The following is a 24669-nucleotide window of genomic DNA, read 5'->3' as shown; positions in this document are numbered from 1 at the left end:
ATTGAATAGTCGTTAGCGTGTTGCCGGCTGGGGTACTGCCGTTTTTTCGGGTTCGACAAAGCGGCTGAAGAATTGCCAGATGTGTTCGCCCGTGACCAGGTCTTTCTCGCCCCATGAGTGGGTGCCGCCCGTGATTTCATAGAGCCACACCTCGTGGTTGTCGGTTCCGCCGACATATCGGTGGCGAACAATCGAATGTCCCGACTCGGGATTGAGCGAGGCAATCGTGTCGGTCTCCTCGTGGGTGCATCGGTTTTGGGCCGCCCAATAGCCTACGGCCAGGGGTACGGCAATGTATTCGCCCCAGCCGCCTCGGTTCTCGGGGTCGCCGTTCCACATCGAGGTCTTGTCTTTCGTCCCGTGAATTTCGAGCAGGGGGACAGGAGTGTCGGCAGCCAGCTCGCGGTACATCCATTCGAGTGTGAGTCCCGCAATGGGAGCCACTGCCTTGAATACCTGAGGGGCCTTGTAGGCCAGCAGATAGCACATTTCGCCACCGTTGGAATAGCCTGTGCAGAAGGTGTTGCGGGCACTCAGTCGATAGGTTTGTTGCAGGTGTTGTGCCAGTTCGCACAGAAATGCCACGTCGTCGATGGTCATATCGTCCTGAAAGGGGTAGCCCACATTCCAGCATGTCTTGCCCCGCTTGTCGCGCTCGCCTTGGGGATAGCACACGGCAAACCCGTATTTGTCGGCGATGGAATCCATGCCGAATCTCTCGGGGTCGGCACTGCCGCCGTAGCCGTGAAGCACGAAAACCAGCGGTGCCCCGGGCGATAGATGGGCCGGGCGATAGAGTTTGTAACTGCGATTGATGCTTCCCGATTCGAATTGTAATTCGGTCAGTGTACCGCCCATGCTGTCGGCAAGGAGTATATGCCCCCATATCAGGGCTACGAGACCGAGTAGAATACGTTTCATCTTCGATGGTATTATCTTTATGGAAGATAGAAAGCGGCTTGGCAGAACAACTCTTGAATTACGGCGATTCTCTCCTGTTTACACCCGCTTTTCACTATCTTTTGTAAAGATAGCGAGAAAAGACTTTATCCGGTGATTATTTATTGAAATTTAAGAAAAAAGAGAATCGGGTCTCTTCAAAAACATCGCCGCAGGCGTTATGTGGGGAGCGAAGAGTCCTCTGTCTTTTTTTGCAAAATCAAGGAACGTCGGGCTTTGCTGTGCTCATTATTATATATGTAGAGGATATGGAATCTCGTTTAAAATCCGATTTGGAGGGAGCACGAAATTTGAAAACCTGTTATTCTATTTGTCTTTGCGCTCACCATTCACTATATTTGCAATCTTGGTTATTTATTAAAATAGTTACTGCGATGATTGAAAAGATTAAAGAAACAGCTGCCTACATTGCCTCGAAGGTGCAGGTACTGCCTAAGACCGCTATCATATTGGGTACGGGGTTGGGCGAGTTGGTAAACCATATTACCGACAAGACCGAAATTCCCTATACCGAAATCCCCAATTTCCCCGTGTCGACTGTCGAGGGGCATCAGGGAAAACTTATCTTCGGGAAGCTCGGTAAAAAAGATGTGATGGCTATGCAAGGCCGTTTCCATTTCTATGAGGGATATGACATGAAGCAGGTGACTTTCCCCGTGCGGGTGATGAAAGAGTTGGGCATCGAACACCTCTTTGTCTCCAACGCGGCCGGAGGCATGAACCCCGACTTTGCCATCGGCGACATCATGATTATCCGCGACCACATCAACCTCTTCCCCGAGCATCCGCTGCACGGCCGCAACTACAACGAGCTGGGCGTGCGTTTCCCCGACATGAGCGAGGCCTATTCGCATCGACTCATTGCCAAGGCCCTCGAGATTGCCGAGAAGAACGGCATCAAGGTACAGCAGGGGGTCTATGTGGGCACGCAAGGTCCCACGTTCGAGACACCGGCCGAGTATCGCTACTTCCGCATCATCGGCGGCGATGCCGTGGGCATGAGCACTGTGCCCGAGGTAATCGTGGCCCGTCATGCCGGTATCGAGGTATTTGCCGTGTCGGTCATCACCGACCTGGGCGTCGAGGGCATTGTGGAGAAGTGCTCGCACGAGGAGGTGCAGAAGGCCGCCGCTGCCGCTCAGCCCAAAATGACCTTCATCATGAAGGAACTGGTAGAACAATTTTAAGTATCAACCGATAAAAACAGAGCAAAGCCCATGAGCATCGTGGGCTTTGCCGGCTATACCTATGGAAGAAAAACGAACCGAAATAGCTACGTTGGGCGAGTTTGGACTGATTGACCACCTGACGAAGCAGATACAACTCAAAAACGCCTCGTCGCTGAAAGGGGTGGGCGACGATGCCGCCGTGCTCGACTATGCGGGCAAGCGCGTGCTGGTCACCACCGACCTGCTGCTCGAGGGGGTCCACTTCGACCTCACCTACGTGCCCCTGAAACACCTGGGGTACAAATCGGCCGTAGTCAACTTCTCCGACATCTACGCCATGAACGGGACCCCGCGGCAGATAACCGTCTCGCTGGGCGTGTCGAAACGCTTCTCGGTCGAGAATCTCGAGGAGCTCTACGCCGGCATACAACTCGCCTGCGACATCTACGGAGTCGATCTGGTGGGCGGCGACACCTCGGCCTCGATGACCGGCCTCACCATCAGCATCACCTGCATCGGCGAGGGCGACCCCGATAAGATTGTCTATCGCAACGGCGCCCGCGAGAACGACCTCATCTGTGTGAGCGGCGACTTGGGTGCCGCCTACATGGGGTTGCAACTGCTCGAGCGCGAGAAGCGCGTCTTTGCCGGCGAGACCGATTTCAAACCCGCATTCGAAGGTCACGAATACCTGCTCGAACGCCAGTTGAAACCCGAGGCCCGCAAAGACATTATCGAAGAGCTCGACAAGGCCGGAATCGTGCCCACCGCCATGATGGACGTCTCCGACGGCCTCTCCTCCGAGCTACTCCACATCTGCTCGCAGAGCCATGTCGGGTGCCGCATCTACGAAGACCGCATCCCCATCGACTACCAGACGGCCACCATGGCCACCGAGTTCAACATGAACCTCGTCACCGCCGCCCTCAACGGAGGCGAAGACTACGAATTGCTCTTCACCGTACCCCTCGAGAAGCACGACACCGTCGCCGCCATCCCCGGCATTCGGGTGATAGGCCACATCACCAAGCCCGACTTGGGCTGTTGCATGATTACCCGCGACGATGTCGAGATAACCCTGCGGGCTCAAGGTTGGAATTCGCTCGCCGAAGAGGAAGAGTAAGCCATACCGGCCGCTGTAAAATATACCCGGGAGAAGAGGCGAGATTAAAAACTTACGCTCTTCTCTCGGTACTGTTATAAGACTGATAAACAGATTATAGGCTCGTTCTTGTCTTCCTTTTAGTGCCCTGTGGTTTCGCTTTTCGATAGAAAAGTAAACGATAAATTTGGTAGATTCAAACAAATCCATTACCTTTGCACACGCAAAAATAAAGGTGCCATAGCTCAGATGGTAGAGCAAAGGACTGAAAATCCTTGTGTCCCCGGTTCGATTCCTGGTGGCACCACTTGAAAATCAGAGAGTTACAGCAATGTAGCTCTCTTTTTTGTTGTTTTTACCCCCTTGATTTCGCCCCAATATACGCAGTCTGTGTAAACCAGCGTGTAAACCGTGGGAATTACAGTAAAAGCAGTTTGTTACAAGTCTAAGGTACTTAGTAACAATGAATCACCTCTAATGTTGAGGGTGACAAAAGACAGAAAACGGAAATATGTCAGTCTTGGCATATCCGTAAATCCTGCACATTGGGACTTCTCCAAGAATGAACCAAAGACAGATTGCCCCAATCGTGAGTACATTGAAATGCTCATAGCGGATAAAATCAAAGAATACTCCGCTAAAATCATTGAGCTTAAAGCAACCAATCAAGAGTTTACCTCCACCTCTCTTGTGGAGAAAGTCAAGGATCAACGTAAAAACCTGAGGGATTTATAAGATTAAGCATAAATTTTAGCTAGGGACTGTCGTAAAAAGAATAAAACTTTATAACGAATTGATTGCCAATGTAATATAAAATTTGTATCTTAGCTAAAGATAAAAAGAATACCTCCAATTGCCCTAGAAAAGCCAAATTTGGAGGTATCGCAAAAATTAATCTGCATGGCTAAGGTACAAAATTTCTCTGAAATATCACCCGATCTTCCTTTCACGGAGTTCGATTTTTATGAATTGTATAGGCGGACGTTCGAGACTAGCGAGCTGGGAAAAATCAGGAAGAGGCTGCCGCTTGGTGAGATGGCAGAGAACTTTGGACTGATAAGCAAGAGCATGAGAGCGAAGAAAGGGCGAAAAACATACTTCACCCCGGAGGGCAAGGTTGCGCTGATGTTCCTGAAGATGTACACAGGTCTGAGCAGCCCGAAGTTGATGGAGCATCTTAACGGCAACGTCCACTATCAGCTCTTCTGCGATGTGAGAATAGACCCGATGCATCCTCTGACGAACTACAAACTTCTGGACGACGTGTTTTCGGAGCTGGCCCGCGGGCTGAAGATCCAACAGCAGCAGGAGATACTGGCAAGAGCCTGGAAACCGTACATGAAGGACCTGGATACGATGTATACGGATGCGACCTGCTACGAGAGCGAGATGCGCTATCCTACGGATGCGAAGCTTCTGTGGGAAGGAATAGAGAAGTCATATGAGATAATGTGCACTCTGAGTGCCAAGCTGAATGTGCACCGTCCGAGGACGAAGTACGTAGACGTAGAGAAGGCCAACCTGTCGTACAGGAAGCGGCGCAGGCATACGAAAGTCCAGACCAGGAAACTGACCAGACGCCTGCTCAACCTTTTGGGGAAGATACTGAAGGAGACCCGCACACTGGAGAGGGAGAATGCAGGCGCGGAGAAATTGCTGACAGCCAGACAGAAGAGCGATATTGAAATCATCACAAGAGTGTACCGCCAGCAGAAGGCCCACTTCGAGAACAACAATCCTCGCGAGAGTGTCAAGGACAGGATAGTGAGCATCAGCAAGCCGTATGTGAGGCCAATCGTGAGAGGCAAGGAAGTGAAGAGCGTAGAGTTCGGTGCGAAGTGCAACAACATCCAGGTTGACGGACTCTCATTCATCGAGAAGCTGTCATTCAATGCCTTCAACGAGGGAACCAGGCTTACGCACTGCCTGAAGATGCACCGAAAGCTCTTCGGTGTGGACGCGAAGAAGGTTGGAGGAGATGCAGGCTATGCCGGCAGCGCCAACAGGGGGTACTGCAAGGATAGAGGAATACAGACGTCATTCGTCAAGCGTGGCCGTCCGTCCTTGGAAAAGAAAGAGAACGACATCATCCGCAACGAGCTGGCGAGGGTGAGGGCAACGAGGATGGAAGGCTCGTTCGGAACGCAGAAGGAACACTATGGCCTGAAACGCATCAAGGCAAGGACGAAGTTGACCGAAATCCTGTACATCTTCTTTGGCATCCACACGGCGAATGCAGTACAGCTCGTCCGGCGGGAAGTCAACGAAATTGCTCAGGCTGCCTGATGTTCGAGGTGAGTGAGAAACGGCCCTTTCACTGGAGTATTGGCTCCAGTTGGGTCCAAAAATGAAAAAAGGGGCTCCGAAACGGAGCCGAAAATATAAAAAGATGAGTTCGATCGGAAAAATTACCGGGACAGTCTGCCGATTGACTCATAATGACGGAATTAAACGACTGTCCCTAAATTAGCGATTCAAACATCTTCTTTTGTCGAAAAGTTGACAATGCTTTTGAAATATACAATATATTTTCCCCTAAACTCTCCATATAATCAGATTACTTATAGGAGCATTCGTATTATTGATATTAGAGAGATGCCTAAAGGTTGGAAGTCTAATATTGATGATGTAGAATCTTTTTTAAAAAAAACGCGTTCTTCCTATATAAGTGTTACTTGTTTCCCTGAAAATAGGTATATGCCAATTTCTGCATTGAATGAGATTCAAACCGCTCTTAATAATTATGATAACTTGAATGAGGAAATAAAGGATTTAATGGCTGTTCATAATAGTGCTGTAGAAGCAGATGTGCGTTCCTGTTTTCTTATATTGGGTAAGGTTATAGATATGATTAACTATTTATATCCATTGAATGGCTCTCTTCGTAATAAAAAAGATACAAGAATTGACGAATATTTCCCAGAATTACATCCTTTCTTTGGTGAGACAACGATAAAAGACTTGATGAGTATTGCAAATAACAGAAAGGAGACAAGGCATTACAATAAGGGAAAGGATCAGGTTCACGAATCGTTAAATGGGAAAGAAGCAGAATTGTATTATCAGAGAATAGATATTTTGGCTACAGAAATTATAAGGACGGAGCTAAAGTTACCACCTATTGTTGCAAGTTAGAGTCTTATTAGAGATTTTATTTCCTCTCCTCGTACCGATAAAGCGGGGGTGCGACCCCGGTGTGGAGTGCGCACCCCGCTGCTGACTCGAACGAGGGCCCCCGGTGGAATGGGGGGCGTAAACAGGTAGGATAAGTGTAACATCCTCGAGTTCGAGTCGAGGTCCCCTCTGGACTCTTTTTTATGAATAGACGTTGCGTGAGTTGTCGCTCAGTCCCCTTTTTTATAGCCCGTGTGCCGTGCCGGTTGCTGCCGGAGGCGGGTGGCGGGCTTGTTTTCTCAGTCGTTTGTTGATATAGAGGCGTGAGGTGGATGATTTCTATCTACCCCCGGCCGATTTTTATTTACCGGAATAGCGAAGGGTGTGGGCAAAAGCGCAAACGGGGTGGCGCTTTATGCCGGGCCGAATCCTGTCGTCGTGACACAAAGATGATAAAAAGATGACCGATGGAAAAGTCGGTGAAAGGGGAGTGTATGAAATGGCGGCGGGGGTGTATGAAATGGACCTTCGCCTGGCATTTGATACAAGGGGTGCGGGGTGGTGCGGATTAGCGTTTGCGCCAGAGGATGTAGCTGGTGTTGGCGGGCATGCGGTACGACTTGCGGCCGAAGGTGTGGCGCTGCCCTTGGGCATCGGTGCTCCAGCCGTAGGAGAGGCTGCCTACCAGGTAGATGGCGTGGGTGACGCCGAGGTCCTCGAGGGCTTGGGCGAAGTCGTGGAACGACTCGTTCGAGAGGGTCTCGACGACCATGATTTCGCCGTTGCGGTCGCACAGCGAGCGGCGTATCGATTTGTTTTTGGGCTCGTTGTCGACCAGTTTGCCGTTGTCGACGAGCGGATATTGGCGGAAGAAGTAGCCGCCGGTCTCGGTGGCCCGCTCGAAGAGCGGGGAGTTTTCGGCCACGCCTACGGTGATGGTGTCGTGTATGATGGCACAGTAGCCGATTTTGGCTTTGCCCCAGGCCAAGGGTTCGCCCTTGAGCACGAAGGCGCCCACGATTTTGCGGTTGTCGCGACGGATGTCGGCGGCCTGGGCTACGAAGATAATCGACGAATCCCGTTCGTTCAGAGCTCCTACCTGCAGCGAGGGGATGGCCCCGTGGGGGATATGGATGCGCAGCGGGATGTCGTTGATGGTGGTGTCGATTGTCTGGGTGTAGGGCGTGGCGAGGGTATCGGGGCAGGAGCCCAGCCGGTCGACCGCCCGGGGTTCGGGCACCGTGGCCGTGGAGGGCTGTTGCTCGAAGTAGGAGATGTCCTCTTCGTCGGCCTCGGGGGCCTCATTCCCGGGCGAGAGCAGCAGAAGCAGCGCAATGACCACCCCGATGAGGATAACGATGGCAATCACCCAGCGCAACCATCGGCTGTCGTTTTGGGGACCGTTGGGGGCCGTGGCTCCCGAGTCACCGATAATCCGTATTTCGTCGTCTCTGATATTGTCTTTGAAGTCTGTCATCTTTTATTCCCTTTCCGATTCAACGAGTTCTTTCAACTGTTTGAGCGCCTCGCGCGAGGGCGTCACCGTATATTTGTTCGAGCTGTTGTCCGACAAGATTAACTGCTGTTTGGGCAGATTGATGTAGTAGATATACCTGCGATTGATAATCAGTTGCTTACCTATCCTGATGAAGGCTTTGCCCGACGAACTACCCAGTTGTTCGGCGATGAGTTTCTCGATTTGCCCCAACTGGTAGGTCACTAACCGGGCCTCCCCGTCGGCCAGAATCAAGGTAGAGTAGTTCCCGTCCGACGAGATATAGATGATGCGGTCTTGTGCGATGCGCACCAGATCGGTCGAAGTCGATATGATGAGGTAGTCAGACATCTCTCTTTCGTCGAGAACAAATGTAAAGAAGAATTTTTTTCGGGACAAACGAATCGGTCGCGAATGTATCAACCGCGGGGTGGAGTGTATGAAATGGCCCCTCGGGCGGACGAAATGGCCCGGAGCGGTCGCGCTCCCCCCCGATGTCGGGCTACTCGGTGGGGAGTAGCTCTACATCGACGTAGATGGGCAGATGGTCCGATGCCTGGGTGACGTCGCCCGAGTGGAATCGGGTGGCGATTTGTGAGTCGGTCACCCGGCAGGGCACGCCGTTGTTCAGTTGCAACACGTAGTCGATGCACATCTTCGGCTCGCGCGACGAGTAAGTATTGCCTTCGACCGAGAGCACCGTCCAGTGCTGCTTGAGGGTCTGCAGGGTCGGTGAGTCGGGCTGTGCGTTCAGGTCGCCCAGCAGGAATACCGGCTTGTTGCTCTCTCCGTATCGTTCGGTAAAGATTCGGTTGATGTATTCGGCTTCACGCACCTGGGTCTCGGCCTGCAGGTCGAGGTGGGTCGAGGCTACGATGCAGTCGTCGAGCTCGACAACCGCCACGGTGCGAGGTTCGCCGCCCGGCGGCAAGGCGATGGTGTAGTGGTGGCCGATGCGATTGCGGCACACCACCCCGATACCGTACGAGCCACCCCGGTAGGGCATGGCGGGGGCATAGGCATAGTGCCACCTCATGAGGCGGGCCAGACGGTCTATCTGGAAGATGCCGCCCGTGCGGGTGGTGCAGCTGTCGAGCTCTTGCAAGGCCACGGCGTCGGCATCGAGCTCCAGCATCATCCGGGCTATCGAGGCGTAGCTGCCCGAGGTGTATTTGGTGAAGGCCCCCACGTTGTAGCTGACGAGCCGTATTGTGTTCGGGGCTTTGGGGTAGAGTGCGGTGGCTTGGGGGCTGCCGGGGTTCGCTTTGTGCACTTCTTGGGCCTGGCCCTGCAGCGGGAGAACGAGCAGCAGAGCCAGCAGGAAGGCCATCCGTATATCGGTTGTTTTCATGGTTGTACGGGTAGGGGGTTAATAGTTCGACATGTCGGTGACGGCCGTGGGGCAGAGTATGGCGGCGTGGGCGGCGTGCTGGGCAATGGCGGCCTGTTGCTCGGTAACTCCGTCGGGGCGATAGGCGATGCCAATCGACGATTCGCCGAAGAAGGTCTCGAACCAGGCACAGGCAGCCGTGTAGCGGCCATACTTCAGATTCAGGTGGTAGCCGTCGCGGCAGAGGGTGTCGCCCAGGCTGCTGCTGCGGGCATTCTGTATGGCGGTGCCGGTGGGGATAACGATGGTTATGTGCAGACGCTTGGCCACCTGGTCGTAGGAGAATACCACGTCGTCGTACATGGCCTGCTGGTTCTTACCATAGCGGAAGAATCCCGGGTGTGTCGAGTTCTTGGCGTAGGCCCAGGTCTGCTGCAGGGCATATTGTACGTGGGGGTTGGTCGCATGGGCACGAACGTAGTCCATGAGTTCGGCCAGGTCGGGGAAGTAGGTGCTGTACTGCCCGGCCAGGGAGCTCACCTGCTGGAATACGATGTAGTCCCACTCCTCGTCTTTTAGGGCTTCGAGTAGGGTTGTGCCACGTTCTTCGGAGTATTGACCGTCGACATTTTTGCGGTAGTGATAGGCGGGGCGGTCGTGGCGGGCGTTGTCGAGGTGGCGCTCGATGGAGCATCCGCCTATGTAGGTGTTGGCCACGATGATATGTTTCCCGGCCGAGCGGGCTACCTCGTCGAGGTACTCGATGCCGTCGTCGGCAAAGCTGTTGCCGATGGCCAGTATCTTTACGGTGTCGTTTTGAGCCTGAAGTGCTGCCGACAGGAGCAGGCACAAGGCGAGCAGAAGGGTGTGTTTGGTTTTCATAAGTGATGAATGTGTTTTATTGGATTTCGGGGAGCCAAATTACACAATTTTTTTGTCACGACGATACAAATGGACCCAATTTTTGAACCGAAAAAAGCGCGGCGTACCGGAGTGAGAGTCGTTGTCTTGCGGGTGCGGGCGAGTGCGATTACGCATTATCCCAGCGTAATCGAATAGCGGCCGTGACGCAGGTCTTTGATAATCTCGAAGACCAGTTGCAGAATCTGGGGAATGGCTCTCCTGATTTCGGGCGAGAGGTGCATGCCCAGGCTGTGGCAGTTGCGCACGCTCACGGCCAGCAGTTCGATTTGCGGAGCCTCACCCAGGAGCAGCATGGCGTCGATCATCTCTTTCAGTCCTATTTCGTGGGCGCTCAGCAGGGGCGGGTAGTCGCGGGAATATCGGGGAGAGAGTCTTCGTATGGTCCCGACCGGACTGTTGTCGAGGGCTGCATCTACGAGAATGATGCGAGGATAGCTTTGCAACGTCTCCAGCAGGGCCAGTCCCCCGGTCCCCCCGTCGAGGACATCGACGCCGAGAGGCATCTCCATTTGGCTGAGGGTATGTACGATGTGTATGCCTATCCCCTCGTCGTTGAGCACGAGGTTTCCTATTCCCAGCACGAGGATAGGTTCGCTGTCGGGGGCCGTTTGGCGGGGCCTATTTTCGTTTCGTTTCATGGCTTATCTCTTCTTTTTGTCGGTGTATCTGTTGTTGCTGGTTTTGCTCGGTTTCATACTCCTCGGCCAAATCTTCCCGGATGAACTTCCACCCGCCGATAATCGATGAGGCGATGCCGTTGCGCTCGATGTAGTCGTGGTAGAAGACCAGATAGATGTGTGCTATGGAGAAGAGGATAAAGGCCCACATGGCCAGGTGGTGAATCTGCCGCACGACGAAGAATCCGCCGCATAGTTGGAGTATCCACGAGAAGAAGGGCTCCATCACGTTGTTGGTCGATACGCAGAACATGGCCAGACCGGTGACAGTCTGGATGATAAACAGCACGAATACCCCGAAGTAGGTAAAGGCGGCCAGGCTGTTGTGTCCGATGTCGTAGAGGGGTTTGGGCGAGAGTAGCAGCACGTCGACCTTGGTCGTGTCGCGTATGCCCCGCCACTGCTTTCGGGTGAGGGGCAGGTAGTTGTTCCAGCGTGCAAACGAGTTGCCGGCAAAGGCCCAGTAGAGGCGTACGAGAAAGTTGAGGATAAAGACAAAGGCGGCTACGAAATGGATAAACCGTACCCAGCCAAACCAGTAGTTGGCCTCGGGGGGCGTGGCGTGCTGGATGGCCGGTGGATTGCCTATGAGGTAACCGGTCACACACAGTACGACAATGGCGACTGCATTGGCCCAGTGGAAGATACGCACGGGTAACTCCCAGACGTATATCTCGCGTAAGGATTTTCGACGGCTTATCATAACAGTTTCTTTTTTTTGAGGTTATCGTTATATCAGTTCACAGCGGTGTATGTGTTCGCCCCGCTCGTCGTAGAGATGTACGGCGCAGGCCATACAAGGGTCGAACGAGTGTATGGTGCGTATGATTTCGAGCGGAGTTTGCGGGTCGGCGACCGGGGTGCCGATGAGCGAAGCCTCGAAGGCCGACCGTTGGCCGCGAGTATCGCGGGGCGAAGCGTTCCAGGTGGTGGGCACAATCATCTGGTAGTTCGACACTTTGCCATCCTTGATGTTTACATAGTGGGCCAGCGAGCCGCGGGGAGCCTCGGTGAGGCCTACGCCCTGTGCCGTCTCGGGCCAGGTGCGGGGTTCCCACTTGACCCCGTTGAACATGCGGTAGTCGCCGTTCTTGATATTTTGCAGCAGGGCAGTGTAGAAGTCGGTTTGCCAGTCGGCCAGCAGACTGGCTTCGATGGCTCGGGCCAGGGTGCGACCTGCGGTGGAGTACATGGCTTCGTAGCCGACTCCCAGCTGGTCGAGACATCGGGTGGTGATGGCTCGGTAGGTTTCGTCGCCGCAGGCGTGTGCCACGATGTTGCGGGCCAGGGGACCTGTCTCCATGGGCATGCCTTTGTAGCGGGGGGTTTTTATCCAGCTGTAAGGCTGGTCGCGATCGAGGTACTGGTAGGGGGGTGTGGCTCCGGTGTAGTCGAGATGCGTTTCGCCTACCGAGGGGTGCAGGCCCACCTCCTTGCCCTGCGAATAGGAGTACCACGAGTTGTTCACAAACTCGAGCAGACCGTCCATGGCCCAAGGGTCGAACTCGACAACCCGCGACAGGTCACGGTCGACGACGATACCTCGGGGGCTCTTGTAGGTCGACAATTCGCCGTAGTGCCCCATGGGGTAGTCGCCGTAGGCGATGTAGTTGTGCAGGCCTCCACCGATGCGGGTCCACTCGGGATAGTAGGAGAGGATGGCCAGCACGTCGGGCAGGTATACCTGTTGCACGAAGGTCTGAGTGCGTTCGATAATCTGGGCTACGTAGTTGAGCCGCTCCATGTTGAGGGCGTTGGGGTCGTTGATGTTGATGGCACAGGCCATACCTCCCACCAGGAAGTTGGGGTGCGGGTTCTTTCCGCCGAAGATAGTCTGTATCTTCACCATCTCCTTTTGCACGTCGAGAGCCTCGAGATAGTGAGCCAGAGCCACGAGGTTGACCTCGGGCGGCAGTTTGTAGGCGTGGTGTCCCCAGTAGCCGTTGGAGAAGATGCTGAAGCGGCTGGTCTCGATGAACCGCTCGATGCGTTCCTGTATCTCGACAAAGTAACCTATCGAGTTCTTGGGCCAGGGCGAGAGGCTTTGGGCCACCTCGGCCGCTTTGCGGGGATCGGCTTTCAAGGCCGACATCACATCGACCCAGTCGAGAGCCTGTAACTGGTAGAAGTGGGTCACATGGTCCTGTATGGTTACGGCCGACTGCATGAGGTTGCGCACCTGCTCGGCATTGGGGGGTACGACGATGCCGAGGGCATTCTCGACCGCCCGTACCGAACAGAGCGAGTGTATCGAGGTGCATACGCCGCACACGCGCCCTACATAGGCCCACACGTCGCGGGGGTCGCGGTCTTTGACAATAATCTCGATGCCGCGTATCATGGTGCCCGAGCTGAAGGCGTCGGTGATGACGCCCCCTTCGATGTCGGCCTCGATGCGCAGGTGGCCTTCGATTCGGGTGATGGGATCTACAACAATTCGTTTGGTCATGGTTCGGTGTTTTTAGCGGTTAGTCTTTCTCCTGTTCCAGGTGGTGCGCCTTCCGTTCGAGAGTTCTCTCCTGTTGCTCGATTTGCCGTTCGTCGGCGGCGAAAGCCTCGCGGTTGGGTTCGTCGTTGTCCATCTGGTTTTTAATGAGTTTACGTTTCTGTATATTGGTTACAACGGCATGAGCCGCCACACCGGCCGCAGCTACGGCGGTGAGCCCCAGTCCTATCTGGTCGGCTGTGGCTTCGATGCCGAATCCGTTGACATCGGGCAGGTGGTGATACAGGGGTTCGGCATCCCAGAATCCGGGTTCGGCACAACCGATGCAGCCGTGTCCCGACTGGATGGGATAGCTTACCCCCTCGTTCCATTTGATGACGGCACACGAGTTGAAGGTGTTGGGGCCTTTGCACCCCATCTTGTAGAGGCAATACCCCTTCTTGGCATTCTCGTCGTCGAAGGCTTCGACAAAGAGTCCGGCATCGAAGGCTGGCCGGCGGTAACAGGTGTCGTGTATGCGGCGTCCGTAGAAGGTGACGGGTCGCCCCATGGCATCGAGTTCGGGTAGTCGGTCGAAGGTGAGGATGTAGGTGATGACCCCGGCCATGACATCGGCGATGGGCGGACAGCCCTGCACGTTGATGACCGGTTTGCCCGATATGATTTTATGCACGGGTTTCGTATCGGTGGGATTGGGATAGGCACCCTGCACGCAGCCCGACGAGGCACAGTTGCCCCAGGCGATGATGGCGCTCGCTCCTTGGGCGGCCTCGTCGAAAATCTCTTTGGCCGAACGGCCGGCAATGGTGCAGTAGCCGGGATTGCCCAAGGGTATGGAACCTTCGACAATCATAATGTATTTGCCCCAGTTGGCTTTCATGGAGCGGTCGCGCACGGCTTCGGCCTGGAAGCCGCTGGCCGCCATGAGGGTGTCGGAGTAGTCGAGCGAAATCATCTCGAGCAGAATTTGCCCCACGAGCGGATGCGACGAGCGCAGAAACGACTCGCTGCAGCAGGTGCACTCCTGAAAGTGAAACCAGAGTACCGGTTTGCGGGGCTTGGACTGCAGGGCATCGACCACCTGGGCCAGACCGCTTTGCTGCAGTCCCAGCATGGCTCCCATGATGCCGCAGAATTTGAGAAACTGGCGGCGGGTATAACCCTTCGCCTTCAGCTCTTGGTAGAATGTTTTTTCTTTTCCCATGACAGATAGGTGTTTGGTCGTTTCAACAAATGCGCGGCAGTTGCTCACCGCTCAGCATATCGAGAACCCGGGTTTGCCCCAGGGCAAGTTGCAGTAGTACTTCGGGCCGACGGTCGTCGGTCACGTGGCCGATGAGGCGGGCCTCCTTCCCGTGCGGGTCGTTGTGGATGAGGCGCAGGGCCTGTTCGCTATACTCGTCGGGCAGGAATACGAGCAGAATGCCTTCGTTGGCCACATAAAGGGGATCGAGCCCCAGCAGGTCGCAGGCCGCCCGTACCGACGGGGCAATGGGCAGAGCCTCTTCGTCGAGGGTGATGGTTACGCCGGCCCCCTCGGCTATCTCGTTGAGGGTGCTCGACAGGCCTCCCCGGGTGGGGTCGCGCAGCATGTGCACGTCGGGGACTCCGGCCAGCAGGTTCGACACGATGTGGGTGAGGGCGGCCGTGTCGCTCTCGATGGTCGTCTCGAATCCCAGATTTTCGCGCGTGGAGAGAATCGACACCCCGTGATTGCCTATCGGGCCGGTCACGATTATGGCATCGCCTTTCTTCACTCGGTGAAGGCCTATTTCGATATTGCCGGGTACGACGCCTATGCCCGAGGTGTTGATGTAGAGTCCGTCGCATTTGCCATGCTCCACCACTTTGGTGTCGCCGGTGACAATCGACACTCCGGCTCGTAAGGCAGCCTGGTGCATGGCTTCCACGACTTTCCGCAGAGTGTCGAGGGGCAATCCCTCTTCCAGGATGAAGGCGGCCGAGAGGTAGAGCGGCGTCGCTCCACAGCAGAGCAGGTCGTTTACCGTGCCGTTTACGGCCAGGTCGCCAATGTTACCTCCGGGGAAAAAGAGGGGCGACACCACAAACGAGTCGGTGGTGAACGCTATGCGAGGTGAGGCGATGGTGAGGGTGGCTCCGTCGTGAGCCTGCTCGAGCCAGCGGTTGGCAAAGGCCGGATAGAAGAGGGTCTCGATGAGCCGGCCGGTCATGCGTCCGCCCCCGCCGTGAGCCAGGGTAATGCAGTCGTTGGGCTGCGTGGGTAGAGGGCAATCGGGTATATTCATATTCTTCTTTTTTTTAAGCGGTTCGGTAGCGGTAAAATGCGGCGCAGGCACCTTCGCTCGATACCATCGAGGGGCCCAGCGGGGAGTCGGGGGTGCAGCCTCGACCGAAGAGCGGACATTCGCAGGGCGAAATCTGTCCCTTCATGATTTCTCCGGCCCGGCAGGGCGAGGTGTCGGCAGAGTTTTGTATCGCACAGTGAAAACGGTTTCGTGCTTCATATTGTTCATAGGCTGGGCGCAGTTTCAACCCGCTGCCGGCAATGGTTCCCAACCCTCGCCAACGGGCATCGCAAGGGGTAAAATAGCGGGTTGTCTCGCGGCGGGCACGCACGTTGCCCTGAGGGGCGACAGCCCGAGGGTAGGCGTTGACGACCCGGGTCTCTCTCCGGGCCCGGAGTTGTACGGCCCGGTAGATGCCGTAGAGCAGATCGGCCGGTTCGAAGCCGGTAACGACGATGGGACGTCCCGTCTGCCGGGCCAGTTGCCGGTACTCTTCGAGGCCGGTAATCGAGCAGACGTGTCCGGCCGCGAGCAGGGCGTCGATACGGCATTCGGGATCGCGGGCCAGCTGTTCGATTGCAGCGGGCAGGGTGAAGAGCGAAGTGAGCAGCGAGAGGTTATCACGTCTGTCGGCGATGGTTTCACTCAGCAGCAGGGTGTAGAGCGGGGTAGTGGTCTCGAAGCCGACAGCCAGAAATACCACTTGTCGGTGCCGGTTCTCGCGGGCAATCTTCAGAGCGTCGAGCGGTGAGTAGACGATGCGGATGTCGTGCCCTTCGGTACGCAGATGTTGCAGGCTGATGCCCTCGGTATCGGGCACACGCATCATGTCGCCGAAGGTGCAGAGTATCGTGTCGGGCATGCGGGCTATGGCCAGCGCCTGAGCTACGGTCTCGGCCGGGGTGACACATACGGGGCAGCCCGGGCCGTGAATCATCCGTACGGTATCGGGCAACAGCTCTTCGATGCGGTAGCGCGACAGGGCATAGGTCTGTCCGCCGCACACCTCCATGATGCGGATCGGCTGTACGGCCTCCTGCCGGATGGCCCGAAGCAGGGCAGTGAGGTTGCGGGGATCCCGGAAGGGGCTGTCATACCACATGGCTCTCGGGGTTCAGGTGACGGGCCAGTGTTTCGAAGTCGGCCAAGGTGGCTTCGGCCTCCTCCCGGTCGAGCCGGGCAATGGCCATACCGGCGTGGGCCAGGATGTAGTCGCCTGTCGAGACGTCGGTATATTGAATGCAAATCTCTTTGTACACGCCGCCGAAATCGACGGTTGCCATACGCAGGGTGGGTGAGTTGTCGATGGCGACAATCTTCCCGGGAATAGCCAGACACATGTTCGTTCGTTTTTTCGAGTATGCCCCATGAACAACTTACCGGCCTCGATTGTTTAAGGAGGAGTCTGAAAAAAACATTTGCAGATGAATCAGTATCACATACATGTCAGGGGGCTTGTACAGGGTGTGGGATTCCGCCCCTGCGTCTATCGCCTGGCTACCGAAATGGGTTTACACGGCTATGTAGATAACAGCAACGACGGTGTACTCGTTGTATTGCAGGCGACCGAGGAGCAGAAAGATTGTTTCGTGAGGGCGTTGCCCGAAGCGGCTCCGGCAGTCGCTACCATCGAGCGAATCGATGTCGAGACTCTTCCGGCTACTACGACGTACGATTGCTTCGAGATTGCTCCCAGTCGCAGCGACGGCAACGAGATTACCCGCATTAGCCCCGATATAGCCATCTGTCCCGAGTGTTTGCAAGACCGTCGTCGACAGCCCCACCGTATCGATTACCCCTTTATCAACTGTACTCACTGCGGCCCCCGCTTTACTATCATCAAGGCTCTGCCCTACGACCGTGGGGTGACCACCATGAGCGACTTCGAACTGTGCGACACCTGTCGCCGCGAATATGCCGATGTGAGCGACCGCCGGTTTCACGTCCAGCCTATTGCCTGCAATCGTTGTGGCCCCGTGTATACGCTGCGCGACTCGAGCGGAGAGCTGGAGCGCGACTACCGTCGTCTGGTAGAGCGTGTGGCATCGACCCTGTCGGGCGGTGGACTGGTTGCCCTGAAGAGCATGGGCGGGTACAACTTGTTGTGCGATGCCGACAATGCGCAGGCGGTGGCCCGCCTGCGCAAGTTGAAGGGGAGGTACGCCAAACCGTTGGCCGTGATGTATCGCGACGAGGCTACCGCCACCGACGACCTGGCCCTCACCGACGAGGAGCGTCGGGCCCTGACTTCGTGGCGCCGTCCCATCGTCGTGTCGCACGAACGGGCTCACCATGCCTCCTGGCTCAACGAGGGGTATCGCTCATTGGGAGCACTTTTGCCCTATATGGCCATTCATTACGACCTGTTCGAGGCGGCCCCCCGGTTGCGGCGTATGGTTGTTACCAGTGCCAACCTGAGCGGAAATCCTATTGTCATTGCCGATGGTGAGGCTCATGACCAGTTCGACTCGCAAGTAGAACTGGTGGTGTCGTACAATCGCGAGATTTACAACCGGATAGACGATTCGGTGGTGTGCGAGTATGACGGCTTGTGCCGTCCCGTGCGTCGGGCCCGGGGGTATACGCCCGAACCGTTGCACAACCTGCAACCCACCGAAGGCATTCTGGCCGTGGGGGCCGAGCAGGTTTCGAGTTTTGCCGTGGGCAAACACGACGATATTCTGCTGGGGCAGTACATTGGCGAGTTGTCTTGTCGCGAGAATCTTGCCTTTTTCGAAGAGTCGTTTTCGCATTTTGCCACGCTGTTTCGTTTCACACCCCACTGTGTGGTGTGCGACCTGCACCCCGACTATGCGGCTACGATGTGGGGCGAACGGTATGCCGCCGAGCAGCATATACCCCTCTATCGGGTACAACACCACCACGCTCATGCCGTGGCCGTGATGGTCGAGTATGACCTCGAGGGCGAGGTGTTGGCCTTGTGTCTCGACGGCACGGGTTACGGCGACGACTGTACGATTTGGGGCGGGGAGCTGTTGCGCTGCTCGCGTACCCGATACCGCCGTCTTTCGCATCAGCCCTATTTGCCTATGCCGGGAGGCGATGTGGCTGCCCGTGAACCGTGGCGCATGGCCGTGTCGCTGCTCTATTCGCTCTACGGCGAGGCGATGCCTTTGCCTCCCGATTTCGTGGAACGGGTAGGAGCCGACCGTATCAAACTGATAAGTCGCCTGATAGCCCGCCGTATCAACACCCCGCTGAGTTCGGGTGCGGGCCGGCTCTTCGATGCCGTGGCTTCGCTTCTGGGGGTAGCCGATTACAACCGCTATCAGGCCGAGGCTCCGCAGAAGCTGGAGCAGTTGGCCGACGAGTCGGTGACGAAGGTCTATCCCTTCGACCATAATAATCCTCTCGATATCTCGTGGCTGGTGGTGGCTATGGTGAACGACCTGCGTAACGGCGTATCCCGGGGTGAGATAGCCATGGCCTTTCACAACACCTACGCCGCCATGTGGTGTGCCGAGGTGGCCCGGCAGGCTGCCCGGCAGAAACTGTCGCGGGTGGTTCTCTCGGGAGGTGTTTTACAAAACAGGCTCTTGACCAATCGGCTGATGGCCCTGTTGCGTCAAGTAGGGTTGCAGCCCTATTTGCCGGCTCTCGTGCCATGCAACGATGCCGGTATTGCCGTGGGGCAGATGGCTGTCGCTGCGGCGTGGCTGGAGCGGAGTGCGATTTTGAAAACCGATTGAAGAGGGTGACGTTATGCACGAATTGTCGTTGGCTTGCAGTGTGGTCGAGTTGGTCGGTAGCGAGTTGTGCCGGCATGGCGGCGGTACGCTACGAACCGTCGAGGTGACGGTGGGCGAGCTGTCGGGGGTCGATAGTGAGGCTTTTGCCTATGCCCTGCAGATGGTACTCGATCGCAGTGACTATGCCGGTGCCCGGGTGGCACTCACCCGGGTGTCGCCCCGTTCGCGATGCCGGGCTTGCGGTGCTGTTTTCGCTCCCGCATCGCTCTATGCGCCTTGTCCGCAATGCGGTGGCTACGATACCCGGTTGGAGGCCGGGCAAGAGTTTCGCCTCACGTCGTTGACGGTCGAGTCTGATGAAGATAAACCTTAAAAACAAAACAATAAAACTATGTGTACCACTTGTGGTTGTGGCCATCGGGAGATGAGCCACGAAGAGATGCACCGTCGGGGGTTGCCTCATGGGCACGACACGGCGGTCAATATTGCCGTAGAGCAGGATATATTGAGTGACAACAATCGGGTGGCCCGGCAAAATCGGGCTCGCTGGAGTTCGATGGGGTGTGTGGCCATCAATCTGGTCAGTTCGCCGGGATCGGGCAAGACCGCATTGCTGGAACAGACCCTCGTCCGTCTGGACGAGCGGGGATTCCGGCGAGTGGCAGTTATCGAGGGCGACCAACATACCGACAACGATGCCGGCCGTATCCGTCGACTGGGTGTTCCCGCCGTCCAAATCAATACCCACAACGGTTGTCACCTCGATGCCCGCATGGTGGCCGAGGCGTTCGACGAGCTGCAAGTCTCCGACTCGCTGCTCTTTATCGAGAATGTAGGTAATCTGGTCTGCCCCGCCATGTTCGATTTGGGTGAGCATCTGCGGGTTGTCTTGCTGAGTGTAACCGAGGGCGACGACAAGCCGCTGAAGTATCCCTATATGTTTGCCGGGGCCGACATCTGTGTAATCAACAAGATCGATTTGTTGCCCTATGTCGATAGTCGTATAGACCGGCTGAAAGAGAATGCCTTGAAAATCAACGCAGATATTCGGTTTTTTGAAACATCGGCCACTCGAGGAACGGGGCTCGACGCGTGGTGCGACTACCTTGGCTCGTGTCTCGAGAGAAAGGAGGCAATATGAATTTCTTCGACGAGATGGCCGGCGTGTGGGACCGCACCAGTCGCCCCGATGCCGCAAAAATAGCGTCGTTGCTGTCGCTCTTGAGGCTTTCGCAGGGCGAGACGGTGCTCGATGTAGGTACGGGTACAGGTGTGATGATACCCTATATTCGTGAACGGGTAGGCTCCTATGTGCCGATTGTGGCCGTAGACAGTTCGGCCAAGATGTTGCATGAGGCTTCGTTGCGCTATGCCGGCGAAGGTGTACATTTTATTCAGGCCGATGTGGAGCGTGACCGGTTGGCCGGTCGCTTCGATGCCATTCTGCTCTATTCGGTTTTTCCACATTTTCGTTATCCGGTCGACACGATAGCCCGGTTGGTAACCGACAATCTGCGTTGCGGCGGGCGTCTGCTCATTGCTCATGCGCAAGGGCGTCGACATCTCAACCAGATACACGAGCGACTCGTCTCGCAGGTCTTTTCGCGCAAGCTACTCCCCGTAGCCGAGCAGGTCGAGCAGTTTACCCGGGTGGGACTCACGGTCACCTCGTTCGATGAGACCGACGAGAGCTATCATATCCTGTTGCAACGGGTGGGAGTAGGAGATGAGTTGAGTGTCTCGGTGGCCGAGGCTATTTATGAGTAGGTCCGTTAGGTTTGCTGGCTCGCAATATCTCCCGCTTGCCGTGGGGTGGGCCCGGCAGTCGCTCGACGGTGAAGCCGATGGACTGCAACCGTCGCCTGATTTCGCCTTTGGCGCAGTAGGTGGTGAGTATGCCGCCGGGAGCCAGATGGTCGTAGAGGGTGCGGAATATCGACTCGCTCCACATCTCGGGCTGTTTCTCGGGGGCGAAGGCGTCGAAGTAGACCACGTCGTAGAGCCCATCGACCGGGGTGCGGGTGAGGTCGGCGTGACGTTTGAGCAGGGTGAAGTTCGGAGCAATTTCGACCGGGCGGTCCCACTCGCAGCGGTGCAGCCGGGCAAAGGCCGGGCTCTGTTGCGGGGCGATGCGGGCGGGATAGTCGAGTCGGTCGGCAACCTCGGGGTCGAGCGGATAGAGCTCAAATGCGGTGTAGCGGATGTGCAATCCTCGCTCCTGGGCCTCGAGCAGAGTGAGCCAGGCATTCAGGCCGGTGCCGAATCCCACCTCGAGCAGGTCGATATTGCGTTTGTCCCGGGCCCGCAGAGCCATGTCGATGTAGACGTGGCGCGCCTCGGTCAGGGCCCCTTTGGTCGAGTGGTAGTGCTCGTCCAGCCCGGACAGGTAGAGGGTAGGCACCCCGTCGTCGGTCGTTTGTATGACTATCGTGTCGCTCATCGGTCGGTTGTGTACAGATGTGGAACAAAAGTAAGACAATCTTTCCGATAAAGCGAGCCGGAGAAAAAAATTTAGGTAGTGTAAAAATTTAAAACAAATGTAATATCCTGTCTATCTTCGACCAGCTATCTTTGTAGCGGACAATCATACAGCGAGTTTTCGCCCTCGCTTTGTCTCGAAGGGTATCGACCGATGCTCTCTTGAACATAGACAGTGTTAAATATCTATACAATACGACGATGAAAAATTCCTTTTTTAGCCGATTCACCCCCAAAGAACCCAAGTTTTTTCCTTTGTTGAAACAGTTGTCCGAGGTGCTGGTTGCCTCGTCGGCCGTACTGGTGGAGAGTATGGACCACGACAAATCCGACGAGCGCGATGCCTACTACAAACGTATTAAAGACTTGGAGCGTGAGGGCGACCGCCTGGCGCATCGTATCTTCGACGAACTGGGTACCACCTTCATTACCCCCTTCGACCGGGAGGACATACAGGCGTTGGCTTCGCACATGGACGATGTAATCGACGGCATAAACAGTTGCGCCAAACGTATCTCGATTTACAACCCGCATGCCATTGGGGCAACCGGCAAGGAGTTGAGCCTGCTGGTACAGCAGGAGGCCGATTGCATCTGCAAGGCGATGGACGAGCTCGAGCGTTTCCGCAAGAACCCCACCCGGTTGCGCGAGTACTGCTCCCGGTTGCACGACATCGAGAACCAGGCCGACGATGTGTATGAACTCTTCATCAAACGGTTGTTCGAGGAGGAGAAAGATTGCATCGAACTGATCAAGGTGAAAGAGATCATGCAGATACTCGAGAAGACTACCGACTCGGCCGAGCATGTGGGCAAGGTGTTGCGGACGTTGATTGTGAAATATGCCTAACGACCGGGTGCCATGGAGTTGCTGATTATTATCATAGTTCTGGCGCTGTTGTTCGACTTTATCAACGGCTTTCACGATGCCGCCAACTCGATAGCGACCATCGTATCGACTAAGGTGCTCACCCCCTTTCAGGCGGTGTTGTGGGCGGCCTTCTTCAACTTTGTTGCCTTCTTCATAGCCAAGTACATCATCGGCGGATTCGGTATTGCCAACACCGTGTCCAAGACGGTAGTCGAGGAGTTTATCACCCTGCCTATCATTCTGTCGGGTGTCATTGCCGCCATCATCTGGAACCTCTTCACCTGGTGGAAAGGCATCCCCTCCTCGTCGTCGCATACCCTTATCGGCGGCTTTGCCGGGGCGGCCATCATGGCCAGCGGCTTCGGGGCCATACAGCTCAACATCATTCTCAAGATAGCTGCCTTCATCTTTCTGGCTCCTTTTATCGGTATGGTGGTAGCTTTCGGCTTCACGATACTGGTGTTGCATATTTGCCGCCGGGCCAATCCGCACAAGGCCGAGGTGTGGTTCAAGCGGTTGCAGCTGGTCTCGTCGGCCATGTTCAGCATAGGCCACGGCCTGAACGACTCGCAGAAGGTGATGGGTATTATCGCCGCCGCCCTCATTGCGGCTCACTCGCTGGGGCTGGGTGCGGGTATCGACAGCATAGCCGACCTGCCCAACTGGGTAGCCTTCTCGTGCTTCACGGCTATCTCGCTGGGTACCATGTCGGGCGGTTGGAAGATTGTCAAGACCATGGGTACCAAGATTACCAAGGTGACCCCGCTCGAAGGGGTGGTAGCCGAAACGGCCGGAGCCTTTACCCTCTACCTGACTGAGTTCCTGAAGATTCCGGTGAGCACGACCCATACCATCACGGGTGCCATCATCGGCGTGGGTGCCACCAAGCGGCTCTCGGCCGTGCGTTGGGGTGTGACCAAGGACCTGTGGGTGGCCTGGATTCTCACCATCCCGGTGAGCGCCCTGCTGGCTGCCGGCATCTATTGGGTGGTCTCTCTCTTTGTGTAGTGGCAAATATTGCAGATATTCGAATATAAATTTACAATTTGAATAAAAAGTTGGAAAATAATTTGCATTTTGTTTTTAAAGCGCTATATTTGTCGTGAATTATAATTGAGCATTATGTTGTTTCTATCGTTGCATCATCACCATCATTTGCATATTCCTCGCAGAGGGGTACGGTGAGTCGTGCATGTAGAAATGGCATGGAGAATATTTATATAGGCTTACCGTAGTTGCGGTAAGCCTTTTTTCTTTTAAAAAAGAGTTGAAGCATGTTGCGAATTGCCATTCAGTCGAAGGGGCGCCTCTATGAAGAGTCGATGGCCCTGTTGGAAGAGGCCGGCATCAAGTTGCCGGGCGGAAAGCGAACCCTGTTGGTCTCGGCGCGGAACTTCCCGGTCGAGGTGTTGTTTTTGCGAGACGACGATATACCCGAGTCGGTCGCCTCGGGGGTAGCCGATGTAGGTATCGTGGGTTTGAACGAGGTGTTGGAGAAACGCTGTCCCGTAGGGGTGCTCAAGAAGTTGGGCTTTGGACGATGCCGCCTTTCGCTGGCTATCCCGCAGGACGTGGACTACCCGGGCCTCGGTTGGTTTTCGGGGCGCAAGATAGCCACCTCGTATCCCGGTATCCTCTCCGATTTTCTGCACCGCAACGGCATCGAGGCCGATATTCACGTGATAGCCGGGTCGGTCGAGATTGCCCCCGGCATTCGCCTGGCCGATGCTATTTTCGATATAGTGAGCTCGGGCAGTACGCTGGTGAGCAACCGGCTGAAGGAGGTAGAGCAGGTGGTCGAGTCGGAGGCGGTGCTTATCGGTACCGATTCGCTGTCGGACGAAAAACAGGAGATTCTCGACGAGCTCCTCTTCCGTTTCGAGTCGGTGCAGGCGGCCGATGGCAAGAAGTATATCCTGATGAATGTGCCGCAAACGCGGCTGGCCGACGTGCTTGCCGTGTTGCCGGGCATCAAGAGCCCCACGGTCATGCCTTTGGCCGATCCGTCCTGGTGCTCGGTGCATACGGTACTCGACGAGAAGCGCTTTTGGGAGATAATCAACCGTTTGAAGGGCGCCGGTGCCGAAGGTATCGTGGTGCTCGATATTGAAAAGATGATTTTGTAGT

At 55.8% G+C, this 24669-nt stretch carries 25 protein-coding genes and 1 tRNA gene; 13 read left to right on the top strand and 13 right to left on the bottom strand.

Annotated features, from left to right (window positions below):
- Positions 1 to 12: 12 nt before the first annotated feature.
- Positions 13 to 921, bottom strand: a complete 909-nt coding sequence (locus ABGT88_RS11495; protein WP_346702214.1) for a PHB depolymerase family esterase — start codon at positions 919 to 921, stop codon at positions 13 to 15.
- Between the two features lie 413 nt (positions 922 to 1334).
- On the opposite strand from ABGT88_RS11495, the gene ABGT88_RS11490 reads away from it, so the two are divergent.
- The 6 genes from ABGT88_RS11490 to ABGT88_RS11465 all read left to right on the top strand — a co-directional run bounded on the left by ABGT88_RS11490 (position 1335) and on the right by ABGT88_RS11465 (position 6366).
- On the top strand, positions 1335 to 2147 hold the full coding sequence (locus ABGT88_RS11490) for a purine-nucleoside phosphorylase (RefSeq protein WP_346702212.1): 813 nt from the start codon (positions 1335 to 1337) through the stop codon (positions 2145 to 2147).
- A 61-nt stretch (positions 2148 to 2208) separates the two neighbouring features.
- Positions 2209 to 3252, top strand: a complete 1044-nt coding sequence (gene thiL, locus ABGT88_RS11485) for a thiamine-phosphate kinase (RefSeq protein ID WP_087408409.1) — start codon at positions 2209 to 2211, stop codon at positions 3250 to 3252.
- Between the two features lie 213 nt (positions 3253 to 3465).
- Positions 3466 to 3538: transfer RNA gene (locus ABGT88_RS11480), tRNA-Phe, on the top strand.
- Positions 3539 to 3642: 104 nt separating this feature from the next.
- Positions 3643 to 3966 (top strand): Arm DNA-binding domain-containing protein, encoded by a 324-nt coding sequence (locus tag ABGT88_RS11475; protein ID WP_346702210.1) that lies wholly within the window; start codon positions 3643 to 3645, stop codon positions 3964 to 3966.
- A 165-nt stretch (positions 3967 to 4131) separates the two neighbouring features.
- Positions 4132 to 5517: a transposase gene (locus ABGT88_RS11470; RefSeq protein WP_346699851.1), complete on the top strand. Its 1386-nt coding sequence runs from the start codon at positions 4132 to 4134 to the stop codon at positions 5515 to 5517.
- A gap of 225 nt (positions 5518 to 5742) precedes the next feature.
- Positions 5743 to 6366 (top strand): hypothetical protein, encoded by a 624-nt coding sequence (locus tag ABGT88_RS11465; protein WP_346702208.1) that lies wholly within the window; start codon positions 5743 to 5745, stop codon positions 6364 to 6366.
- 547 nt (positions 6367 to 6913) lie between these two features.
- Here ABGT88_RS11465 and ABGT88_RS11460 read toward each other — a convergent pair.
- The 11 genes from ABGT88_RS11460 to ABGT88_RS11410 form a co-directional block, all read right to left on the bottom strand.
- Positions 6914 to 7822, bottom strand: a complete 909-nt coding sequence (locus ABGT88_RS11460; RefSeq protein ID WP_346702206.1) for a hypothetical protein — start codon at positions 7820 to 7822, stop codon at positions 6914 to 6916.
- A 3-nt stretch (positions 7823 to 7825) separates the two neighbouring features.
- On the bottom strand, positions 7826 to 8191 hold the full coding sequence (locus tag ABGT88_RS11455; RefSeq protein ID WP_087408413.1) for a LytTR family DNA-binding domain-containing protein: 366 nt from the start codon (positions 8189 to 8191) through the stop codon (positions 7826 to 7828).
- Between the two features lie 151 nt (positions 8192 to 8342).
- Positions 8343 to 9191 carry an endonuclease/exonuclease/phosphatase family protein gene (locus tag ABGT88_RS11450; protein WP_346702203.1) on the bottom strand — a complete coding sequence of 283 codons (849 nt, stop codon included), beginning with the start codon at positions 9189 to 9191 and terminating at the stop codon, positions 8343 to 8345.
- A gap of 18 nt (positions 9192 to 9209) precedes the next feature.
- Complete coding sequence (locus tag ABGT88_RS11445; RefSeq protein WP_346702201.1) at positions 9210 to 10052, bottom strand: DUF4886 domain-containing protein; 843 nt, start codon at positions 10050 to 10052, stop codon at positions 9210 to 9212.
- 155 nt (positions 10053 to 10207) lie between these two features.
- A complete protein-coding gene (locus ABGT88_RS11440) occupies positions 10208 to 10732 on the bottom strand; it encodes a hydrogenase maturation protease (protein ID WP_346702199.1) in 525 nt (174 codons plus the stop codon).
- Positions 10713 to 11474, bottom strand: coding sequence for a Ni/Fe-hydrogenase, b-type cytochrome subunit (gene cybH / locus ABGT88_RS11435; RefSeq protein ID WP_087408417.1), 762 nt, complete (start codon positions 11472 to 11474; stop codon positions 10713 to 10715). The genes ABGT88_RS11440 and cybH overlap by 20 nt, the downstream gene beginning before the upstream one ends.
- Positions 11475 to 11501: 27 nt before the next feature.
- Positions 11502 to 13220 (bottom strand): nickel-dependent hydrogenase large subunit, encoded by a 1719-nt coding sequence (locus ABGT88_RS11430; protein ID WP_346702197.1) that lies wholly within the window; start codon positions 13218 to 13220, stop codon positions 11502 to 11504.
- 19 nt (positions 13221 to 13239) lie between these two features.
- Positions 13240 to 14421, bottom strand: coding sequence for a hydrogenase small subunit (locus ABGT88_RS11425; protein WP_087408419.1), 1182 nt, complete (start codon positions 14419 to 14421; stop codon positions 13240 to 13242).
- Between the two features lie 22 nt (positions 14422 to 14443).
- A complete protein-coding gene (gene hypE / locus ABGT88_RS11420; protein WP_258327683.1) occupies positions 14444 to 15484 on the bottom strand; it encodes a hydrogenase expression/formation protein HypE in 1041 nt (346 codons plus the stop codon).
- 13 nt (positions 15485 to 15497) lie between these two features.
- Positions 15498 to 16586, bottom strand: coding sequence for a hydrogenase formation protein HypD (hypD, locus tag ABGT88_RS11415; RefSeq protein WP_087408421.1), 1089 nt, complete (start codon positions 16584 to 16586; stop codon positions 15498 to 15500).
- Positions 16576 to 16824 (bottom strand): HypC/HybG/HupF family hydrogenase formation chaperone, encoded by a 249-nt coding sequence (locus ABGT88_RS11410; RefSeq protein ID WP_087408422.1) that lies wholly within the window; start codon positions 16822 to 16824, stop codon positions 16576 to 16578. The genes hypD and ABGT88_RS11410 overlap by 11 nt, the downstream gene beginning before the upstream one ends.
- Positions 16825 to 16908: 84 nt before the next feature.
- Between ABGT88_RS11410 and hypF the strand changes: the two genes are divergently transcribed.
- From hypF to ABGT88_RS11390, 4 genes are read left to right on the top strand one after another with little or no spacing between them, the layout of a single operon-like run.
- Positions 16909 to 19194 carry a carbamoyltransferase HypF gene (hypF, locus tag ABGT88_RS11405; protein ID WP_346702193.1) on the top strand — a complete coding sequence of 762 codons (2286 nt, stop codon included), beginning with the start codon at positions 16909 to 16911 and terminating at the stop codon, positions 19192 to 19194.
- 13 nt (positions 19195 to 19207) lie between these two features.
- Entirely contained in the window at positions 19208 to 19567 is a 360-nt protein-coding gene (locus ABGT88_RS11400) for a hydrogenase maturation nickel metallochaperone HypA (protein ID WP_087408424.1), read from the top strand.
- Between the two features lie 18 nt (positions 19568 to 19585).
- A complete protein-coding gene (hypB, locus tag ABGT88_RS11395) occupies positions 19586 to 20335 on the top strand; it encodes a hydrogenase nickel incorporation protein HypB (protein WP_346702191.1) in 750 nt (249 codons plus the stop codon).
- A complete protein-coding gene (locus ABGT88_RS11390) occupies positions 20332 to 20961 on the top strand; it encodes a trans-aconitate 2-methyltransferase (RefSeq protein ID WP_087408426.1) in 630 nt (209 codons plus the stop codon). Before hypB ends, ABGT88_RS11390 begins: the two co-directional genes overlap by 4 nt.
- On the opposite strand, the gene mnmD is transcribed toward ABGT88_RS11390, so the two are convergent.
- Entirely contained in the window at positions 20948 to 21634 is a 687-nt protein-coding gene (gene mnmD / locus ABGT88_RS11385; RefSeq protein WP_346702189.1) for a tRNA (5-methylaminomethyl-2-thiouridine)(34)-methyltransferase MnmD, read from the bottom strand. The two genes, ABGT88_RS11390 and mnmD, sit on opposite strands and share 14 nt — an antisense overlap.
- Before the next feature lie 239 nt (positions 21635 to 21873).
- On the opposite strand from mnmD, the gene ABGT88_RS11380 reads away from it, so the two are divergent.
- The 3 genes from ABGT88_RS11380 (at position 21874) to hisG (ending at position 24668) form a co-directional block, all read left to right on the top strand.
- Positions 21874 to 22521: a DUF47 domain-containing protein gene (locus tag ABGT88_RS11380; RefSeq protein ID WP_087408427.1), complete on the top strand. Its 648-nt coding sequence runs from the start codon at positions 21874 to 21876 to the stop codon at positions 22519 to 22521.
- Positions 22522 to 22533: 12 nt separating this feature from the next.
- On the top strand, positions 22534 to 23550 hold the full coding sequence (locus tag ABGT88_RS11375) for an inorganic phosphate transporter (protein ID WP_087408428.1): 1017 nt from the start codon (positions 22534 to 22536) through the stop codon (positions 23548 to 23550).
- A 266-nt stretch (positions 23551 to 23816) separates the two neighbouring features.
- A complete protein-coding gene (gene hisG, locus ABGT88_RS11370; protein ID WP_346702186.1) occupies positions 23817 to 24668 on the top strand; it encodes an ATP phosphoribosyltransferase in 852 nt (283 codons plus the stop codon).
- The last annotated feature ends 1 nt before the right edge of the window (position 24669 follow it).

Origin of the sequence: Barnesiella sp. An22 (assembly GCF_963931395.1) — a bacterium.
Classification (GTDB): domain Bacteria; phylum Bacteroidota; class Bacteroidia; order Bacteroidales; family Barnesiellaceae; genus Barnesiella; species Barnesiella merdigallinarum.
Note: the sequence above shows the minus strand (reverse complement) of the source record. Positions and strands in the feature narration are given on the sequence as shown.

Excerpts from the sequence above, each read along its gene's own strand:
- ABGT88_RS11455 (WP_087408413.1), bottom strand. The coding sequence starts at position 8,191 with ATGTCTGACTACCTCATCATATCGACTTCGACCGATCTGGTGCGCATC.
- ABGT88_RS11380 (WP_087408427.1), top strand. The coding sequence starts at position 21,874 with ATGAAAAATTCCTTTTTTAGCCGATTCACCCCCAAAGAACCCAAGTTT.
- ABGT88_RS11410 (WP_087408422.1), bottom strand. The coding sequence starts at position 16,824 with ATGTGTCTGGCTATTCCCGGGAAGATTGTCGCCATCGACAACTCACCC.
- ABGT88_RS11445 (WP_346702201.1), bottom strand. The coding sequence starts at position 10,052 with ATGAAAACCAAACACACCCTTCTGCTCGCCTTGTGCCTGCTCCTGTCG.
- cybH (WP_087408417.1), bottom strand. The coding sequence starts at position 11,474 with ATGATAAGCCGTCGAAAATCCTTACGCGAGATATACGTCTGGGAGTTA.
- ABGT88_RS11490 (WP_346702212.1), top strand. The coding sequence starts at position 1,335 with ATGATTGAAAAGATTAAAGAAACAGCTGCCTACATTGCCTCGAAGGTG.
- ABGT88_RS11425 (WP_087408419.1), bottom strand. The coding sequence starts at position 14,421 with ATGGGAAAAGAAAAAACATTCTACCAAGAGCTGAAGGCGAAGGGTTAT.
- ABGT88_RS11375 (WP_087408428.1), top strand. The coding sequence starts at position 22,534 with ATGGAGTTGCTGATTATTATCATAGTTCTGGCGCTGTTGTTCGACTTT.
- ABGT88_RS11495 (WP_346702214.1), bottom strand. The coding sequence starts at position 921 with ATGAAACGTATTCTACTCGGTCTCGTAGCCCTGATATGGGGGCATATA.
- ABGT88_RS11390 (WP_087408426.1), top strand. The coding sequence starts at position 20,332 with ATGAATTTCTTCGACGAGATGGCCGGCGTGTGGGACCGCACCAGTCGC.
- mnmD (WP_346702189.1), bottom strand. The coding sequence starts at position 21,634 with ATGAGCGACACGATAGTCATACAAACGACCGACGACGGGGTGCCTACC.
- hypB (WP_346702191.1), top strand. The coding sequence starts at position 19,586 with ATGTGTACCACTTGTGGTTGTGGCCATCGGGAGATGAGCCACGAAGAG.
- ABGT88_RS11440 (WP_346702199.1), bottom strand. The coding sequence starts at position 10,732 with ATGAAACGAAACGAAAATAGGCCCCGCCAAACGGCCCCCGACAGCGAA.
- hypD (WP_087408421.1), bottom strand. The coding sequence starts at position 16,586 with ATGTGGTATGACAGCCCCTTCCGGGATCCCCGCAACCTCACTGCCCTG.
- ABGT88_RS11430 (WP_346702197.1), bottom strand. The coding sequence starts at position 13,220 with ATGACCAAACGAATTGTTGTAGATCCCATCACCCGAATCGAAGGCCAC.
- ABGT88_RS11470 (WP_346699851.1), top strand. The coding sequence starts at position 4,132 with ATGGCTAAGGTACAAAATTTCTCTGAAATATCACCCGATCTTCCTTTC.
- ABGT88_RS11450 (WP_346702203.1), bottom strand. The coding sequence starts at position 9,191 with ATGAAAACAACCGATATACGGATGGCCTTCCTGCTGGCTCTGCTGCTC.
- hypF (WP_346702193.1), top strand. The coding sequence starts at position 16,909 with ATGAATCAGTATCACATACATGTCAGGGGGCTTGTACAGGGTGTGGGA.
- hisG (WP_346702186.1), top strand. The coding sequence starts at position 23,817 with ATGTTGCGAATTGCCATTCAGTCGAAGGGGCGCCTCTATGAAGAGTCG.
- ABGT88_RS11400 (WP_087408424.1), top strand. The coding sequence starts at position 19,208 with ATGCACGAATTGTCGTTGGCTTGCAGTGTGGTCGAGTTGGTCGGTAGC.
- hypE (WP_258327683.1), bottom strand. The coding sequence starts at position 15,484 with ATGAATATACCCGATTGCCCTCTACCCACGCAGCCCAACGACTGCATT.
- thiL (WP_087408409.1), top strand. The coding sequence starts at position 2,209 with ATGGAAGAAAAACGAACCGAAATAGCTACGTTGGGCGAGTTTGGACTG.
- ABGT88_RS11460 (WP_346702206.1), bottom strand. The coding sequence starts at position 7,822 with ATGACAGACTTCAAAGACAATATCAGAGACGACGAAATACGGATTATC.